The 16,013-nt window shown below is 69.3% G+C and carries 14 protein-coding genes; 10 read left to right on the forward strand and 4 right to left on the reverse strand.

Annotated features, from left to right (window positions below; all coding sequences use genetic code 11):
- Positions 1-42: 42 nt before the first annotated feature.
- The 8 genes from MBA17_RS03200 (at position 43) to MBA17_RS03235 (ending at position 9,641) form a co-directional block, all read left to right on the forward strand.
- Positions 43-1,542 (forward strand): sugar ABC transporter ATP-binding protein, encoded by a 1,500-nt coding sequence (locus MBA17_RS03200; RefSeq protein WP_238494691.1) that lies wholly within the window; start codon positions 43-45, stop codon positions 1,540-1,542.
- Positions 1,539-2,567 carry an ABC transporter permease gene (locus MBA17_RS03205; protein ID WP_238494692.1) on the forward strand — a complete coding sequence of 343 codons (1,029 nt, stop codon included), beginning with the start codon at positions 1,539-1,541 and terminating at the stop codon, positions 2,565-2,567. The genes MBA17_RS03200 and MBA17_RS03205 overlap by 4 nt, the downstream gene beginning before the upstream one ends.
- On the forward strand, positions 2,557-3,555 hold the full coding sequence (locus MBA17_RS03210) for an ABC transporter permease (protein WP_238494693.1): 999 nt from the start codon (positions 2,557-2,559) through the stop codon (positions 3,553-3,555). Before MBA17_RS03205 ends, MBA17_RS03210 begins: the two co-directional genes overlap by 11 nt.
- Positions 3,552-4,628, forward strand: a complete 1,077-nt coding sequence (rhaS, locus tag MBA17_RS03215) for a rhamnose ABC transporter substrate-binding protein (RefSeq protein WP_238494694.1) — start codon at positions 3,552-3,554, stop codon at positions 4,626-4,628. Before MBA17_RS03210 ends, rhaS begins: the two co-directional genes overlap by 4 nt.
- A gap of 9 nt (positions 4,629-4,637) precedes the next feature.
- Complete coding sequence (locus MBA17_RS03220; protein WP_238494695.1) at positions 4,638-4,955, forward strand: L-rhamnose mutarotase; 318 nt, start codon at positions 4,638-4,640, stop codon at positions 4,953-4,955.
- Positions 4,956-4,968: 13 nt separating this feature from the next.
- Complete coding sequence (locus MBA17_RS03225; RefSeq protein WP_238494696.1) at positions 4,969-6,393, forward strand: L-fucose/L-arabinose isomerase family protein; 1,425 nt, start codon at positions 4,969-4,971, stop codon at positions 6,391-6,393.
- Between the two features lie 66 nt (positions 6,394-6,459).
- A complete protein-coding gene (rhaI, locus tag MBA17_RS03230) occupies positions 6,460-7,611 on the forward strand; it encodes an L-rhamnose isomerase (RefSeq protein ID WP_238494697.1) in 1,152 nt (383 codons plus the stop codon).
- Positions 7,611-9,641, forward strand: a complete 2,031-nt coding sequence (locus MBA17_RS03235) for a bifunctional aldolase/short-chain dehydrogenase (protein ID WP_238494698.1) — start codon at positions 7,611-7,613, stop codon at positions 9,639-9,641. Before rhaI ends, MBA17_RS03235 begins: the two co-directional genes overlap by 1 nt.
- A gap of 152 nt (positions 9,642-9,793) precedes the next feature.
- On the opposite strand, the gene mmuM is transcribed toward MBA17_RS03235, so the two are convergent.
- Entirely contained in the window at positions 9,794-10,678 is an 885-nt protein-coding gene (gene mmuM, locus MBA17_RS03240; protein ID WP_238494699.1) for a homocysteine S-methyltransferase, read from the reverse strand.
- Between the two features lie 198 nt (positions 10,679-10,876).
- Positions 10,877-11,746 carry a hypothetical protein gene (locus tag MBA17_RS03245; RefSeq protein WP_238494700.1) on the reverse strand — a complete coding sequence of 290 codons (870 nt, stop codon included), beginning with the start codon at positions 11,744-11,746 and terminating at the stop codon, positions 10,877-10,879.
- Positions 11,747-12,952: 1,206 nt separating this feature from the next.
- On the opposite strand from MBA17_RS03245, the gene MBA17_RS03250 reads away from it, so the two are divergent.
- Positions 12,953-13,450 (forward strand): P-loop nucleotide/nucleoside kinase family protein, encoded by a 498-nt coding sequence (locus MBA17_RS03250; RefSeq protein ID WP_238494701.1) that lies wholly within the window; start codon positions 12,953-12,955, stop codon positions 13,448-13,450.
- Between the two features lie 212 nt (positions 13,451-13,662).
- Here the strand turns inward: MBA17_RS03250 and MBA17_RS03255 are convergent, their stop codons facing one another.
- Positions 13,663-14,208 carry a GNAT family N-acetyltransferase gene (locus MBA17_RS03255; RefSeq protein ID WP_238494702.1) on the reverse strand — a complete coding sequence of 182 codons (546 nt, stop codon included), beginning with the start codon at positions 14,206-14,208 and terminating at the stop codon, positions 13,663-13,665.
- Between the two features lie 146 nt (positions 14,209-14,354).
- Here MBA17_RS03255 and MBA17_RS03260 point away from each other — a divergent pair, with 146 nt between their 5' ends.
- On the forward strand, positions 14,355-14,657 hold the full coding sequence (locus tag MBA17_RS03260) for a hypothetical protein (protein WP_238494703.1): 303 nt from the start codon (positions 14,355-14,357) through the stop codon (positions 14,655-14,657).
- On the opposite strand, the gene MBA17_RS03265 is transcribed toward MBA17_RS03260, so the two are convergent.
- Positions 14,658-15,959: a tetratricopeptide repeat protein gene (locus MBA17_RS03265; protein WP_238494704.1), complete on the reverse strand. Its 1,302-nt coding sequence runs from the start codon at positions 15,957-15,959 to the stop codon at positions 14,658-14,660.
- Between the last annotated feature and the right edge of the window lie 54 nt (positions 15,960-16,013).

A 16,013-nucleotide genomic window follows, 5' to 3' on the forward strand; every position in this document is an offset into this window, starting at 1 on the left:
CCCAAACGTTAAAACGTTTTTCACTTCCGGGGAGGTGTCTTGGTGGAGGTGCCGCCCACACTCGCGCTCGCCTCGGTCAGCAAATCGTTCGGCGCCGTGCGGGCGCTGCACGAGGTCTCGCTGCAGCTTTTCGCCGGTGAGGCCCACGCGCTCGCCGGTGAGAACGGTGCGGGGAAGTCCACTCTGGTCAAGATCCTCGCGGGCGTGCACCGGCCGGACGGCGGGCAGATCGTGCTTGACGGCGAGCCGGTGCGGTGGAACGGCCCCGCCGACGCCCAGCGCGCCGGGGTCGCCGTGATCTACCAGGAACCCACGCTGTTCCCCGACCTGTCGGTGGCGGAGAACATCTTCATGGGCCGCCGGCCTCGCCTGCGGTTCGGCCGGATCGACCGCCGGACCACGAACGCCGAGGCCGCCAAGCTGTTCACCCGGCTGGGCGTGACGCTCGACCCCGGGCAGCCCGCCCGCGGCCTGTCCATCGCCGACCAGCAGCTCGTGGAGATCGCCAAGGCGCTGTCCGGGGACGCCAGGGTGCTCATCATGGACGAGCCCACCGCGGCGCTGTCGGGCAACGAGGTCGCCCGGCTGTTCTCGGTGGTCACGGCGCTGCGCGAGCACGGCTGCGCGGTCCTGTTCATCTCCCACCGGCTGGACGAGATCTTCACGCTGTGCCAGCGGGTCACGATCCTGCGCGACGGGGCCTGGGTGGCGAGTGAGCCGGCCGCCGCGCTGACCCCCGAGGACCTGGTCCGCCGGATGGTCGGCCGTGATCTGTCCACGCTCTACCCTAGGCGGGAGACGGTCCCCGGCGAGGTCGCTCTCACCGTCGAACGCCTGACCAGGGAGGGCGTCTTCACCGACGTCTCCTTCCAGGTACGGCGGGGCGAGATCGTCGCCCTCGCCGGGCTGGTCGGGGCCGGGCGCACCGAGGTGGCGCGGGCGATCTTCGGGATCGACCGGTGGGACGCGGGGACGGTCCGGGTGGACGGCCGCCGGCTGCCTCCCGCGAGCCCCTCGGCGGCCATGGCGGCCGGTCTGGCCCTGGTCCCGGAGGACCGGAGACAGCAGGGGCTCGTCATGGAGATGTCCATCGAGCGCAACATCGGCCTCACCGGCCTGGCGGCGCTGCGCCGCGGACCGGTGATCAGCAGGACCGCCGAGCGCGACCGGGCCCGCGACTGGGCGATCCGGCTCCAGCTCAAGTTCGCCCGCCTCACCGACGCGGTGAACGTGCTGTCCGGCGGCAACCAGCAGAAGGTCGTGCTCGCCAAATGGCTGGCCACCGAGCCCGCCGTACTGATCGTGGACGAACCCACCCGGGGCATCGACGTCGGCACCAAGGCCGAGGTCCACCGGCTGCTGTCGGAGCTGGCGGGCAGGGGCATCGCGATCCTGATGATCTCCTCCGACCTGCCGGAGGTGCTCGGCATGGCCGACCGGGTGCTGGTGATGCACGAAGGGCGGCTCGCCGCCGAGATCCCCCGGGAGGCGGCCACCGAGGAGAGCGTCATGTCCGCCGCGACCGGACGGACCGCCGCGTGACCGCCCTGGCCGCCGGCGGCCGCAGCGCACGCGACCTCGCCGGCCTGGTGTTCCGGGCCAGGGAGCTGAGCCTGGTCGCGGCCCTGGCGGCGCTGGTCCTCGTCACCACGGTGGTGAATCCCAACTTCCTGTCCGGCCAGGGCGTCGAGGACATCTTCCTGAACACCTCGATCCTGGCGCTGCTGGCCGTCGGCCAGACGATGGTCGTGATCACCAGGAACATCGACCTGTCCGTGGGGTCGGTGGTCGGCCTCGTCGCCTTCGCGACCGGCAAGTTCCTGGCCGCCGACCCAGACGGGCGCGGCATCGTGACGGCCCTGGTCTTCGGCGTCGCCATCGGCGCGGCCTGCGGGCTGCTGAACGGCCTGCTCGTCAGCTTCTGCCGGGTGCCCGCCCTGGTGGTGACCCTCGGCACGCTGTACGTGATCCAGGGCGTCGACCACTACGTCGCGCACGGCCAGCAGATCAACGCGGTCGACCTGCCGCCCGCCCTGCTGCACCTCGGCAACGAAGGCGTGCTCGGCGTCCCGTTCCTACCGATGATCACGGTCGCGGTGATGCTCGCCGTCGGCTACTACCTGCGCTCCTACCCCTCGGGCCGGGAGTTCTACGCGATCGGCTCCAGCCCCGACGCCGCCCGGCTGGCCGGCATCCCGGTGCGCCGGCGGATCCTGTTCGCCTACCTGTTCAGCGGTGCGCTCGCCGGACTGGCCGGGGTGCTGTGGCTGGCCAGGTTCGGCACGGTCATCGCCGGTACGGCACGCGGCTACGAACTGCTCGTGGTCAGCGCCGTGGTGGTCGGCGGCGTGGCCATCGTCGGCGGCGTCGGCACGGTGTACGGCGCGGCCCTCGGCGCCCTGCTGCTCACCACGATCGGCAGCGCCCTGGTGGTGCTGAAAGTGAGCTCCTTCTGGCAGCAGGCCATCACCGGCGCCCTCCTGCTGCTCGCCATCACCGTCGACCGGCTGCTCGCCCTGCGCGTCGCGCGCCTGCTGAGAAGGAGGAACGCCCGCCATGGCGGCTGACCTTCCGCGGACCGTCTCCCGGTTCCTGCGCTGGGACGTGCTGATCACCGCGCTGCTGGTCGCGGTGTTCCTCGGCGGCGCGGCCACCTCGCCCGACTTCACCGGCGCGGGCAACCTGTCCTTCGCGCTCGGCGACCTTGGCGAGATCGCGCTGATCGCGCTGGCGATGACCCTGCTGGTGGTGGCCGCCGAGGTCGACCTGTCGGTGGCCTCCGTGCTCGGCATGTCCAGCGCCCTGCTCGGCGCGCTGTGGGACGCCGGCTGGGCGATCGAGACGATCATCCCGCTGGTGGTCGCCGTCGGCGCGGTCTGCGGCCTGGTCAACGGGCTGCTGGTGACCAGGCTCGGGCTGCCCTCGCTGGCCGTCACCATCGGCACCCTGGCGCTCTACCGCGGCCTGGCGTACGTGATCCTCGGGGACCGGGCCGTCGCGGAGTTCCCCCAGCAGTACGTCTCCCTCGCGGTGGACACGGTCCCCGGCACCCCGATCCCGTACCCCGTGGCGATCTTCGTCGTGCTCGCCGTGATCACCGGCGTGGTGCTGCACGCCACCGGGCTCGGCCGTGCGCTGTTCGCCATCGGGGCCCAGCGCGACGCCGCCTTCTTCGCGGGCATCAGGGTCAACCGGATCAAGCTCGTGCTGTTCGTGGTGGCCGGCACGGTCGCCGCCTTCGCCGGCGTCGTCTACACCCTGCGGTACGGCAGCGCCCGCGCGGACAACGGGCTGGGCATCGAGCTGGCCGTCATCGCGGCGGTGCTGCTCGGCGGGGTCGACTTCGACGGCGGCAAGGGCACCCTCGCCGGGGTGGTCGCCGGCGTGCTGCTGATCGGCATCGTGCGCAACCTGCTCATGCTGGGCGACGTGGCGACCGAGATCCAGTCGATCGTCACCGGGCTGCTGCTCATCATCTCCGTGCTCACTCCTCGCCTCATGGCGGTCGTCAGGGAACGACGTCGGCCTCCCCGTCTGGAAGGAACCGCCCCATGACCAGATCTCCCCGGCGACTCGCCCCGATGGTGCTCCTGCTGGCGCTGGCCCTGACGGCCTGCGGCGGCACGACCAAGGAGAGCGCCCAGAGCGAGAACACCGCCCCGCCGGCCACCGAGTCCGCCGCCAAGGCGAACCCGGACGCGCCGCTCAAGCAGGGCCTGAAGCTCGCGTTCCTGCCGAAGCAGATCAACAATCCGTACGAGACGATCGTCGACAAGGCGGGCATCGAGGCGGCCAAGGAGTTCGCGGCGCAGGCCAAGGAGGTCGGCCCGTCCGACGCCTCCGCCTCCTCGCAGATCTCCTACATCAACACGCTGATCCAGCAGGGGCAGGACGCGATCCTGATCGCGGCCAACGACGCGAACGCGGTCTGCGGCCCGCTCAAGCAGGCCATGGCCAAGGGCATCAAGATCGTGTCCTACGACTCCGACGCGGCCCCGGAGTGCCGCGACATCTTCATCAACCAGGCCAGCTCGGAGGAGGTCGGGCGCAGCCAGGTGAAGCTGCTCGCGGAGATGGTCGGCCACAAGGGGGAGATCGCGATCCTGTCGGCCACCGCCAACGCGACGAACCAGAACACCTGGATCGACTTCATGAAGGACGAGCTGGGCAAGCCCGAGTACAAGGACATGAAGCTGGTCAAGGTCGCGTACGGCGACGACGACGACCAGAAGTCCTTCCAGCAGACCCAGGGTCTCCTTCAGGCGTACCCGGACCTCAAGGGCATCATCTCGCCCACCACGGTCGGGGTCTCGGCCGCCGCGCGGTACATCTCCGGCTCCAAGTACAAGGGCGAGATCGTGCTGACCGGGCTGGGCACGCCGAACCAGATGCGCCAGTTCGTCAAGGACAAGACCGTCGAGAAGTTCGCCCTGTGGAACCCGAAGGACCTCGGCTACCTCGCCTCCTACGCCGCCGCCGCGCTCGCCTCCGGGCAGATCACCGGCGAGCAGGGCGAGACCTTGAAGGCCGGCAAGCTGGGGACGCGGACCATCGGCGAGAACGGCGAGATCATCCTCGGCCCCCCGTTCACCTTCGACGCGGGCAACATCGACGACTTCGACTTCTAGGGGGATCGCATGCGACGCGTGTGCTTCCTGCTCAAGGTCCGCCCGGACCGCCTGGAGGAGTACCGGGCACGGCATGAGAACGTGTGGCCCGAGATGCGGGACGCCCTGCGCGAGACCGGCTGGCACAATTACTCGCTGTTCCTGCGCGAGGACGGTTTGCTCGTCGGCTACCTGGAGACCGACGACTTCGAGGCCGCCAAGGAGGCGATGGCCCGGACCGGTGTGAACGCCCGCTGGCAGGCGGAGATGGCGCCCTTCTTCGAGGAGTTAGCCGGACGCCCCGACGAGGGCATGCGACCACTGTCCGAAGTGTTCCATCTGGAGTAGGAGAAAGAGTTACATGACAGACAGGATCACGCCACGCCGTACGAAGGTCGGGCTCGTGGCGGGTGGGCTGGGAGCCTACTGGCCCCAGTTCCCCGACCTGCTCCCGCAGCTTCAGAAATCGGCCGGGCGCGTGTCCGAGCGGATGAACGAGCTGGGCTGCGACGTCGTGGACGTCGGGTTCATCTCGGACGCACAGGAGGGGGCGGCCGCGGCGGAGAAGTTGCGCGCGGCCGGTTGCGACATCATCGTCGGGTTCCTGACGACGTACATGACGGCGACGATGCTGGTGCCCGTGGCGCAGCGCAGCGGCGCCCCCGTGCTGCTGATCAACCTGCAGCCCACCGAGTCGATGGACCACGAGAACTTCGACACGGGCCAGTGGCTGGCGTACTGCGGGGCGTGCCCGTTGCCGGAGATGGCCAACGCGTTCATGCGCGCGGGCATCCCGTTCAGGTCCGTCTCCGGCTACCTGGAGGACGAGCGGGCCTGGACCAGGATCGCCGGCTGGGTGCGGGCCGCCGGGGTGCGCGGGGCGCTGCGCGGCGGTCGGCACGGGCTGATGGGCCACCTCTACCCGGGCATGCTCGACGTCGCGACCGACCTCACGCTGGTGCCGGTCAACCTCGGCGGGCACGTGGAGGTGCTGGAGTTCGACGACCTGCGGGTGCGGGTGGAGAAGGTCACGGACGCGGAGACGACGGACCGGATGGCCTTGGCCCGCGAGGTGTTCGAACTGGCCGACTCGGTGGACGAGGCCGACTTCGCCTGGGCGGCCAAGGTCTCGGTCGGCCTGGACCGCCTGGTCGAGGACTTCGAGCTGGACAGCCTGGCCTACTACCACCGGGGTCTCGACGGTGAGATGCACGAGCGGCTCGGCGCGGGCATGATCCTGGGCTCCTCGCTGCTCACCGCGCGCGGCGTCCCGGCGGCGGGGGAGTACGAGCTGCGCACCTCGCTGGCCATGATGATCATGGACCGGCTCGGCGCGGGCGGTTCCTTCACCGAGTTGCAGGCGCTCGACTTCCTGCGCGGCCACGTCGAGATGGGCCACGACGGCCCCGCGCACCTGGCGATCAGCTCGCACCGGCCGCTGCTCCGCGGGCTGGGCGTCTACCACGGCAAGCGCGGCTGGGGCGTCTCGGTCGAGTTCGACGTGGCCCACGGCCCGGTGACGCTGCTCGGCCTGCTGCAGAAGCGGGACGGGCGGTTCGCGTTCGTCGTGTCCGAGGGCGAGGTCGTGGACGGCCCGCACCTGAAGATCGGCAACACCACCTCGCGGGTCGATTTCGGCTGTGACCCCGGCGAGTGGACCGATGCCTGGAGCGCCACCGGGATCTCGCACCACTGGGCCCTGGGCACGGGGCACCGGGCGGCGGAGTTGCGCGCCCTGGCCGACCTGATGGACCTGGAGTTCGTCGAGGTGGCGCCGCGCCGTTGACACTCGCTCCGAGTGAGCCATAATGTCCGTAGAATCTGATTAAAACGTTTTTATCTGGGGAGATGCATGGACGCCGTCAAGTCGGCGCTGCGCGGGCAGCGGATCGAGACGCCTTCGTGGGCGTACGGGAACTCCGGCACCCGGTTCAAGGTGTTCGCCCAGCAAGGCGTGCCGCGCGACCCGTTCGAGAAGCTCGCGGACGCCGCACAGGTGCACGCGTTCACCGGAGTGGCGCCGACGGTCGCGCTGCACATCCCCTGGGACAAGGTCGGCGACTACGCCGCCCTCGCCGCCCACGCCCGTGAGGCGGGGGTGGAGATCGGCGCGATCAACTCCAACGTGTTCCAGGACGACGACTACAAGCTGGGCAGCGTCACCCACCCCGACCCGGCGGTCCGCCGCAAGGCGCTGGACCACCTGCTCGACTGCGTCGACATCATGGACGCCACCGGTTCGAAGATCCTGAAGCTGTGGTTCTCCGACGGGACGAACTACCCCGGCCAGGACGACATCAGGGCCCGGCAGGACCGGCTGGCCGAGGCGCTGGCCGCCGTCTACGACCGGCTCGGCGACGACCAGCGCTTCCTGCTGGAGTACAAGCTGTTCGAGCCCGCCTTCTACACCACCGACGTGCCCGACTGGGGCACCGCCTACGCGCACTGCCTGAAGCTGGGGGACAAGGCGCAGGTCGTGGTCGACACCGGGCACCACGCGCCGGGCACCAACATCGAGTTCATCGTCGCCTTCCTGCTGCGGGAGGGGAAGCTGGGCGGCTTCGACTTCAACTCGCGCTTCTACGCCGACGACGACCTGATGGTGGGGGCCGCCGACCCCTTCCAGCTCTTCCGGATCATGTACGAGGTGATCGCGGGCGGCGGGCTCGGCCCGCACGTGGCGTTCATGCTCGACCAGTGCCACAACATCGAGCCGAAGGTCCCCGGCCAGATCCGCTCGGTGATGAACGTGCAGGAGGCCACCGCCAAGGCGCTGCTCGTCGACCGGGACGCCCTGGCCGCCGCCCAGTCGGCCGGTGACGTGCTCGGCGCCAACGCGGTGCTGATGGACGCCTACAACACCGACGTCCGCCCGCTGCTCGCCGAACTGCGCGAGGAGATGGGGCTGGCTCCCGACCCGATGGCCGCCTACGCGCGGTCCGGCTACTTCGAGAAGATCTCCGCCGCCCGGGTCGGCGGCGCGCAGGCGGGCTGGGGGGCCTGATGGACATCGGCGAACTGCTCGACCGCTGCCACGAACTGGGCGCGGACCCGCGCAACACCAACTACGCCGGGGGCAACGCCTCCGCCAAGGGCCCGGCCGTCGACCCGGTCACCGGGACCGACATCGAGCTGATGTGGGTCAAGGGCTCGGGCGGCGACCTCGGCACCCTGAAGGAGAGCGGCCTGGCCGTACTCCGCCTGGACCGGCTACACGCGCTCAAGGACGTCTACCCGGGTGTCGAGCGCGAGGACGAGATGGTCGCCGCGTTCGACTTCTGCCTGCACGGCAGGGGAGGCGCGGCCCCGTCGATCGACACCGCGATGCACGGCCTGGTGGACGCCCCGCACGTCGACCACCTGCACCCCGACGCGGGCATCGCGATCGCCACGGCGCAGGACGGCCCCGAGCTGACCCGCCGCGTGTTCGGCGACCGGGTGGTGTGGGTGCCGTGGCGGCGTCCCGGCTTCCAGCTCGGGCTCGACATCGCCGCGATCAAGGCGGAGAACCCGCAGGCCATCGGCGTGATCCTCGGCGGACACGGGATCACCGCGTGGGGGACGACCAGCGAGGAGTGCCGCGACCGCTCCCTTGAGATCATCCGTACGGCGGAGCGGTACCTCGCCGAGCACGGCCGCCCCGACCCGTTCGGCGCGGTCGTGGGCCCGGCGCTGCCCGAGGCGGCCAGGCGGGAGCGCGCCGCCGCGCTGTTCCCGGTGATCCGCGGCCTCGCCTCCACCGACGCGCGGCAGGTCGGCCACTACACCGACAGCCCCGAGGTGCTCGACTTCCTGGCGCGGAGCAGGCACCCGGAGCTCGCCGCCCTCGGCACCTCCTGCCCCGACCACTTCCTGCGCACCAAGGTCGCCCCCCTGGTGCTCGACCTGCCCGGTGACGCCCCGATCGACGACGTCGTGACCAGGCTCGGCGAGCTGCACGCCGCCTACCGGGAGGACTACCGGGCCTACTACGAGCGGCACGCCCTCACCGGCTCGCCGCCGATGCGCGGCGCGGACCCGGCGATCGTGCTCGTCCCCGGCGTCGGCATGTTCAGCTTCGGCAAGGACAAGCAGACGGCCAGGGTCGCCGGCGAGTTCTACGTCAACGCGATCAACGTGATGCGCGGGGCCGAGTCGGTCTCGCGTTACCAGCCGATCGAGGAGTCGGAGAAGTTCCGGATCGAGTACTGGGACCTGGAGGAGGCCAAGCTCCGCCGGATGCCCGCCCCCCGGCCGCTCGCCACCCGGATCGCCCTGGTGACCGGCGGCGGTTCGGGCATCGGCGCCGCCACCGCCAGGAAGCTCGCCGCCGAGGGCGCCTGCGTGGTGATCGCCGACCGTGACCTGGGCGCCGCCGAGAAGGTGGCCGCCGAACTGGGCGCCAAGGCCCTGCGCGCCACCGACGTCGCGGTGGCCGTCGAGGTGGACGTCACCTCCGAGGACCAGGTCGCGTCCGCCGTACGGCAGGCCGTACTGGCCTTCGGCGGGGTGGACCTCGTGGTGAACAACGCCGGCCTGTCGCTGTCGCGCTCCCTGCTGGAGACGACCGTGGACGACTGGGACCTGCAGCACGACGTGATGGCCCGCGGCTCGTTCCTGGTCTCCCGGGAGACCGCCCGCGTCATGATCGACCAGGCGATGGGCGGGGAGATCGTCTACATCTCCTCCAAGAACGCCGTCTTCGCCGGGCCGAACAACGTCGCGTACGGCGCCGCCAAGGCCGACCAGGCGCACCAGGTCCGGTTGCTCGCCGCCGAACTGGGCGAGCACGGCATCAGGGTCAACGGCATCAACCCCGACGGGGTGGTGCGCGGCTCCGGCATCTTCGCCTCCGGCTGGGGCGCGAACCGGGCCGCGGTCTACGGGGTGGCGGAGGAGAAGCTGGGCGAGTTCTACGCCCAGCGCACCCTCCTCAAGCGCGAGGTCCTCCCCGAGCACATCGCCACCGCCGTCTTCCACCTCACCCAGCTCACCCACACCACCGGCCTGCACATCCCGGTGGACGCCGGAGTGGCCGCGGCCTTCCTCCGCTAGCCGTACCGTCTCCACCGGCCGGGTCGCCGCCGAGCGTGGCGGCCCGGCCGGTGGCGTGGCCGGGTCGTGGCGGCGCAGTCTGGGCGCGAGTCCGACCTATCGGCTTCTCAAGCGCGTCGACCTCATTCCCGGAACCGCGGGAACGTCTCTGCCTACAGGGCGGCGCGGACCTGGCGGATGTGCTCGGGGGTGGTACGGCAGCAGCCGCCGATGAGTGAGGCGCCTGCGTCCCGCCAGTCCTTGGCCGCCGCGCCGAACTCCAGCGGGTCGGCCAGCCCGAGCCACCGGTGGTTCGCGGCGTCCCAGCTCTCCCCGGAGTTGGGGTAGGCGACGGCGGGCAGGTTGGCGATCTGGCCGATCAGTCCGGGCACCAGGCGGGGCGGGGTGCAGTTCACGCCGACCGCCACCACCTGGGAGCTGCCGGCGAAGAGGGCGGCGCACTCGGCGAGCGGCGTGCCGTCGCTGATGTGCCGCTCGTCCCTGCCGGTGAAACTCACCCACGCGCGCACGTCCGGCGTCTCGGCGAGCAGCCGGGCGAGCGCCCTGGCCTCCGGGTACGAAGGGATGGTCTCGCAGGCCAGCAGGTCGGCCCCGGTATCCGCGAGGATCTCCCACCGTGGCCGGTGCCAGCCGAGCAGCGCCTCCTCGTCCAGCCCGCCGTAGTCGCCGGTGTACTCCGAGCCGTCGGCGAGATAGGCCCCGTACGGCCCGACGCTGGCCGCCACCAGCCCGCCGCCCGCCTCGTCCCTGGCCTGGGCGGCGAGTTCGACCGACAGCCGGATCAGCCGCGCGGACTCGGCTCGCGACAGACCGCGTCTGGCGAAGCCGGTCAGGCTCGCCTGGTAGCTGGCCGTCGTCGCGACGTCCGCTCCTGCGGCGAAGTAGTCGCGGTGCACCCGCCGGATCAGCTCCGGGTTCTCCACCAGCAGTTTCGCCGACCACAGCTCGTCGCGCAGGTCGGCACCCAGCGCTTCGAGGTGAGTGGCCAGCCCTCCATCCAGAACCAGGATGTTCTTGTCATACCCCCCAGTACTCACCGAGTCAGCGTACGTGCTCGACCTGCTGGTAGAACCCAAGGAGACGGCTCGGGAGGGGGTCTCGGCCGACGGCTGTTCGGGCGCACGTCCAGCTGTCGCAGGCTGCCGGTGAACGGCGCGAGGCCGCCCCCACCGGGAGCCCTGGGGGGCGGCCTCGGGACGGGGATTCGCCGTCCTGGAGCCAGGTGTGCCTGACGGTTAGTTCTTGCTCCAGATCGCCGCGAAGCGGTCGCCCTCGGTGTCCATGACCGTAGGACGGTAGCCCAGGGCCTTCAGTTCGGTGGACTTCAGCGTGTAGGTGAGACGGGAGAGGTTCAGGTGCTCCTTCAGCCCGCTCACGTTGCCCTTGCTCCACACGGTGGTGTAAAGGTTGCCGGGCTCGATGGCCATGAGCACCGGCCGCAGGCCCTGCTGCACTCGCTTGGCGAGCTCCAGGGTGCGCTGCTCGAGGTTCTGACTCGTGGTCACCTGGGAGGTCACGTTGGCGTTCCCGACCACCCAGACGGCCGCGTAGAGCGGCTGCTCGACGGTGCCGTACACGTTGATCGAGGAGATGACCATGCCCAGCGAGCCGAGCCTGGCGTTGAGGGCGGTGAACGCCTCCTTGGTCAGGCCGAGCTTGGACTGGATCTTGCTGGTGGTCTTCTCAAGGACCGCCGCGAAGATCGCGCCGGAGCCGGTTCCGGTGCCGGAGATCAAGGTGGGCTGGAAGCCCGACTTGGTCAGTTCCGTGATGCGCTTCTGCAACTCGGTGGCCGACAGGCCCTGCAGGACATTGACCTTGCGGGCGGTGTCCTTGACCCACACGGACGCGTACCGCGGGCTGGCGGCGTTGGTCACACTCAGCGCCGACGGGACATAACCCTGGCCCAGGAGGTCCTTCACCTTCTGGAGGTGATCGGTCAAGGGCAGGTTCTGCAGGGAGAGAAAGTCCAGCGGCAGGTTCTGGGTGCTCTGGACGGCCGCGGGGGTGGCGGCGGCCGCAGGGGTGGCGAGAGCGGCCAGGGGGGCGAGAGACGCGGCGAGGGCCGTGGTGAGGGCGACGATCCTCGGGGTGGTACTCCTCATGATCCTCCTAAGTAAAGGTTGTCCCAAAATTTCGGACGAGAAAGGACCATAACAGGGGAGAGGAGGGGGTTGACTACCCTTTGGCAGTAATTGACGCCAGGGAGTTGCAGAGCATGAGTTCGGCTCGCCCGGGACGGTTCGCCGCCATGTCGTGCCTGAGCAGGGAGATCTTCAGATTCGCCGCCAAGTCACCGGATTCCTCGTGCGTGCGGATCGCTGACCAGAACGCTGACAAACGGGATGGGTTGCTTGTCCGAGGCCGCCTCGCGTTTCACCTGGAACCAGGCCGACCTGCCCGCCTCGCCATCGCGTCGAATCGCCTCACTGGACCGCCAGGACGTCCACCAGTCAGAGTCCACGTCCACCGTTGTCCTCCGCCGCCCGCGCCTGTACGGCCGGGGCGCACTCGCGACCGCCCCATCGTCGGTCACCCCCACCTGAACCGTCCCGGAGACGCGTGGCATTTCGTTTATCTTTACGCCGGTTTCTGCTTTATGCGCGCGCCTCCGACATGACGATGTCGGCCGCGTTGCGAGCGCGCCATTTACCGGGCCGCGATGAAATATCCACCATGGTCGCCGGGTGGGCCCCATTGATGCTTGCGCCATACGACTTGACGCGAACTGGAGCCACGGATTCCGGTCAAATCACCAGGAACGGTTGTCCGGTCGCGGACAGGTCAGGGAGGTGGAAACGCCGAGATCGCGCAGGTCCCAGCCCTCCGGTCAGCCGAATGAATCGCTCGTACTGCCTGCCGGATCGAGGGAGGATTGCGACCGACTACGGGCTTGTGACCTCTATCAAGAACCGATACGAAGCCACACGACTATGGGGCGTGTCCTGAGCAAGAATCCCTCGAAAATGATCGCGAAACGAGTCACTAATGGGCCAGAGCGCCGCCCTGTGGCGAAAGTCGTCACGCTCTTCGGACAACGGCGGCCAGTGTGGCGAGGTCCTCTGCCGCGAACACTTCCTCACCCCGGTGTGGTGGCAAGACGGCCGGCCGGTCGCGGGTCCCATCGAGGAACGCCACCCAGTCCGATGAGGAGCGGCCGCCAACCGCACCTTTCCATGGCAGGTTCGTGAAAGCTGCCTGGACCGTCCTGCGTCATCCTCGCTGAGCGGGGTCGGTCCCGGCGGAAACCGTTTCCGTTGGCTTGGGCTCTTGCGCCAGCATGCCGGAGTGACCTTGCTATGGAGGCCCTGATGGATGATGCGAGCCCTGAGCCCAGGCTGATCTTGCTGTGCGGGCTGCCTGGCTCCGGGAAGACGACGCTGGCCAGGCGCTTTGCGAGAGAAATTCCAGCGGTGCGTCTGTGTCCGGACGAATGGATGGCTGATCTCGGCATCGACCTGTTCGATGAACCCACGCGCGACCGGCTTGAGAGGCGATTTTGGGAGCATGCTCAGGATCTGTTGAGGCTAGGCCAGAGTGTGATCTTGGAGTTCGGCTTCTGGGGGCGTACTGAGCGGGATGAGAAGCGTTTGGGCGCGCGTGCACTCGGCCTTCCCGTCGAGTTGCACTATCTGGCTCCGCCGATCGATGAGCTGTGGCGCCGCCTCGAAGCCCGCAACGAGCAGGGGTCGCCGGGGACGGTCCCGGTCAGCCGCGAGTTGCTTGAGGAGTATGGGAAGCTCTTCCAGGCCCCCGACGACGATGAGCTTGCTCTTTTCGACGAACCGCCTGCGGGCCGACGTGGATGACCGGCTGCTTGCGGTGCGGGCGCGGGCAGACGAGTGACGCGAAGGCCGTCCTGGTCGCTGGCTCGGTGAACCTGGCTTCCAGGTCGGACCTCATCTGGGTCTGCAGGCTGGTGTTCTGGTGCCGGACCGCCTGCCGCGACGAGTGGCCCGCACGGTTCTGAGGGGGCCGGGGCGCAGCAATGCGCTCCGGCTACCCGACGATTCCTGAGCCGTTACAGCGGCGCCAACAGCATGAGGACCTCATCGCGGTCGTCATCAGGCGCCAGGCGAAGCGCACCAGGCCAGCGGCCGATCTCCTTCCAGCCGAGTCCTGCGTAGAAGTCTTCGAGGCCGACCCCTGCTCGTGCGGCAAGGTGGAGTTGCTCGAGTCCCATCTCATCACGAGCGATCTTTCGCGCCTCGGTCATCAAGGTCGATCCGATCCCACGGCCCCGGAAGTCGGTGCGCGACTGGACGTGGTGAACGGTGCCCCAGTGCGCGATCAGCGGGTTGACGTCGCGACGGATGTTCAGCCAGCCCGCGAGAACCCCGTCCACGAACCCGAGCACGAGACGACTGCGCTCGGGGGCCAGGTCGGCGATGATGCGGTCGGCCACTGGCCTCACCTGGGCGGCATCGACGGGTGGGAAAGGAAATCCAGCCGCTCCTCCGGCATTGGAAACCGCTATCCAGCAGGCGACCAGTTCCCCGGCCAACTCGGTGTCGATCTCCTGCGGATGAACGACCTGGCGGAGCTCGAGCATGTCGTTGCCGATCATGGACAGAAGTATCCCAGCACGAGCAATCCGGTCAGGGGGTGGATGGGGCCAGGCGCCGTGGTTCTCACAAACAGTCATTTCTGCGAACTACACGCCGTCACTTTGACTACGCAGAGCTACTCACCGGCGACCAGCTCGCCACCCGGATGACCAGCCTCGCCCAGCAACTCACCACCGCGAAAGCCGCCGTCGCCGCCGCCGAGGACGCCCAGCGGCGACTCGCCGAACACGGCGGCGCCGCCGAACGTGACCTGACCGCCCGGCGCGAGGCCTTGACCGGCCAGGTCGCCCAGGTCGACGCGGCCGAGCAGGCCGCCCGCCGCCAAACCGGACGGGCCCGGCCGCTGATCCTGCCGAAGGCGTGTTTTCCCTGGTCACGTGGTTGTGACGGGATTCCTGTGCAGGGCCGGCTCCTGATGGCTCCCGTGACGCCTGTGCCGTCGCGGTGATCAGGTGGCCGCGCCGCGGGCGACGTAGACGTTCATGCCGGTGAAGTCGAGGGTGATGTTGTAGGGCTTGTAGAAGCTGTGGAAGAAGGTGACCGGTACGTCGAACCCGAGGGGAGCGAGCTTCGAGTCTGGGTTCGTGTAGCAGTAGATGTCCTTGGCGACGGCGTTGCCGAGGCGGATGTCCTTCGGGTAGCAGGGGTAGGCGACGGCTGGGTGGCTGTGGGCAAAAGTCCCGATCGGGCGGTCGTGGTCGGTGCGGATCTGCAACTGCTCGGCCGTTTCCCCATGCGCGACCGCGGCCGTCTCGCTGCCTCCGCCGATGGGCATGGCCACTACCCGTGGGCCGGAACCGGCGATGCTGCCCCTGCTGTGGACCATGTGCTCACGGGCCAGCCACAGCGGCAGGGGCTCGGCGCCCGCCCGTTTGGCGGCGGCGCGTGCCTTGTCGGCCGTTTCGGGGGTTCTGCGGCGCAGGATCAGCTGCCGGCCCGCGTAGTCGAAGGTGGTCAGCAAGTGGTAGAAGACCCATGTGCCGATCATGCCGTCGTTCTCGGTGGTGACATCTCCGCCCGACTCCCACTCCATCCACGACACGGGGAGGTTGCGCAGTTCGATGCCGCCCAGCTTGAACGACTCCAGCACACCCCCGTGCCGCCATACCTTGCCGTTCAAGTAATCGATCTTCGAACTGGCGACGGCGCTCAGCCCGGCCTCCTTGGCCACCGTCGCGGACACGCTCAGCGACGGGGCGCCGGTGTAGAACGTGAAGCGCTTCGGCGGTCCGCCGTTGACCGAGACCCCCTCTACCAGCGGCTGGGGGTCCATCTGCAGCAAGCGCACCTGCGCGATGTCGCCGTGGATCTGATACGGCTCGCCGCGGAATGCCGCGAACAATTTGGCCGAGCCTTCGTCGCCGGCCGCTTGCCAGTGGGGTGCGGAGAGGGCGAGTTCGTCCTGCCGGATGTAGCAGTCTGCCATCAGCCGGTTGGCGTCCTTGTCATCAGGCGCCAGCTCGATGGCCATCTTGAGGTATCTCTCGGCGTCGGGGAACCGGTTGGACAGCAGCCCGACAAAGCCGCGCCGGCGGGCCGCGTGCAGGTTCTTGGGGTCTGTTTTCAGGATCTCCTCATACGCGCGGCTGGCCTGCTCGAACTTCCCGGCCTTGAACAGCGTGTCCGCGTCCCCGCTGCCGGCCAGCGCCGTGGCCGCCTTGCCCAGCAGCGGTGCGGCCGCGGCCGCACCGGCCACCACGGAGGCGCCCCGCAACAGCGAACGCCGGCTCCATTTCCCGTCATTACCCAAAGCCTTCTCCTTTTCGTGATCACCTTCGCCGGAACTCTCTGTCCAGCGGACCGG

Origin of the sequence: Dolomitihabitans soli (assembly GCF_022213955.1) — a bacterium.
Taxonomy (GTDB): Bacteria; Actinomycetota; Actinomycetes; order Streptosporangiales; family Streptosporangiaceae; genus Streptosporangium_A; species Streptosporangium_A soli.

Bases quoted from the DNA above. Each gene is read 5' to 3' on its own strand.
- MBA17_RS03210 (WP_238494693.1), top strand. From the start codon at position 2,557: ATGGCGGCTGACCTTCCGCGGACCGTCTCCCGGTTCCTGCGCTGGGAC.
- rhaS (WP_238494694.1), top strand. From the start codon at position 3,552: ATGACCAGATCTCCCCGGCGACTCGCCCCGATGGTGCTCCTGCTGGCG.
- MBA17_RS03220 (WP_238494695.1), top strand. From the start codon at position 4,638: ATGCGACGCGTGTGCTTCCTGCTCAAGGTCCGCCCGGACCGCCTGGAG.
- MBA17_RS03225 (WP_238494696.1), top strand. From the start codon at position 4,969: ATGACAGACAGGATCACGCCACGCCGTACGAAGGTCGGGCTCGTGGCG.
- rhaI (WP_238494697.1), top strand. From the start codon at position 6,460: ATGGACGCCGTCAAGTCGGCGCTGCGCGGGCAGCGGATCGAGACGCCT.
- MBA17_RS03235 (WP_238494698.1), top strand. From the start codon at position 7,611: ATGGACATCGGCGAACTGCTCGACCGCTGCCACGAACTGGGCGCGGAC.
- MBA17_RS03245 (WP_238494700.1), bottom strand. From the start codon at position 11,746: ATGAGGAGTACCACCCCGAGGATCGTCGCCCTCACCACGGCCCTCGCC.
- MBA17_RS03250 (WP_238494701.1), top strand. From the start codon at position 12,953: ATGGATGATGCGAGCCCTGAGCCCAGGCTGATCTTGCTGTGCGGGCTG.
- MBA17_RS03255 (WP_238494702.1), bottom strand. From the start codon at position 14,208: ATGATCGGCAACGACATGCTCGAGCTCCGCCAGGTCGTTCATCCGCAG.
- MBA17_RS03260 (WP_238494703.1), top strand. From the start codon at position 14,355: ATGACCAGCCTCGCCCAGCAACTCACCACCGCGAAAGCCGCCGTCGCC.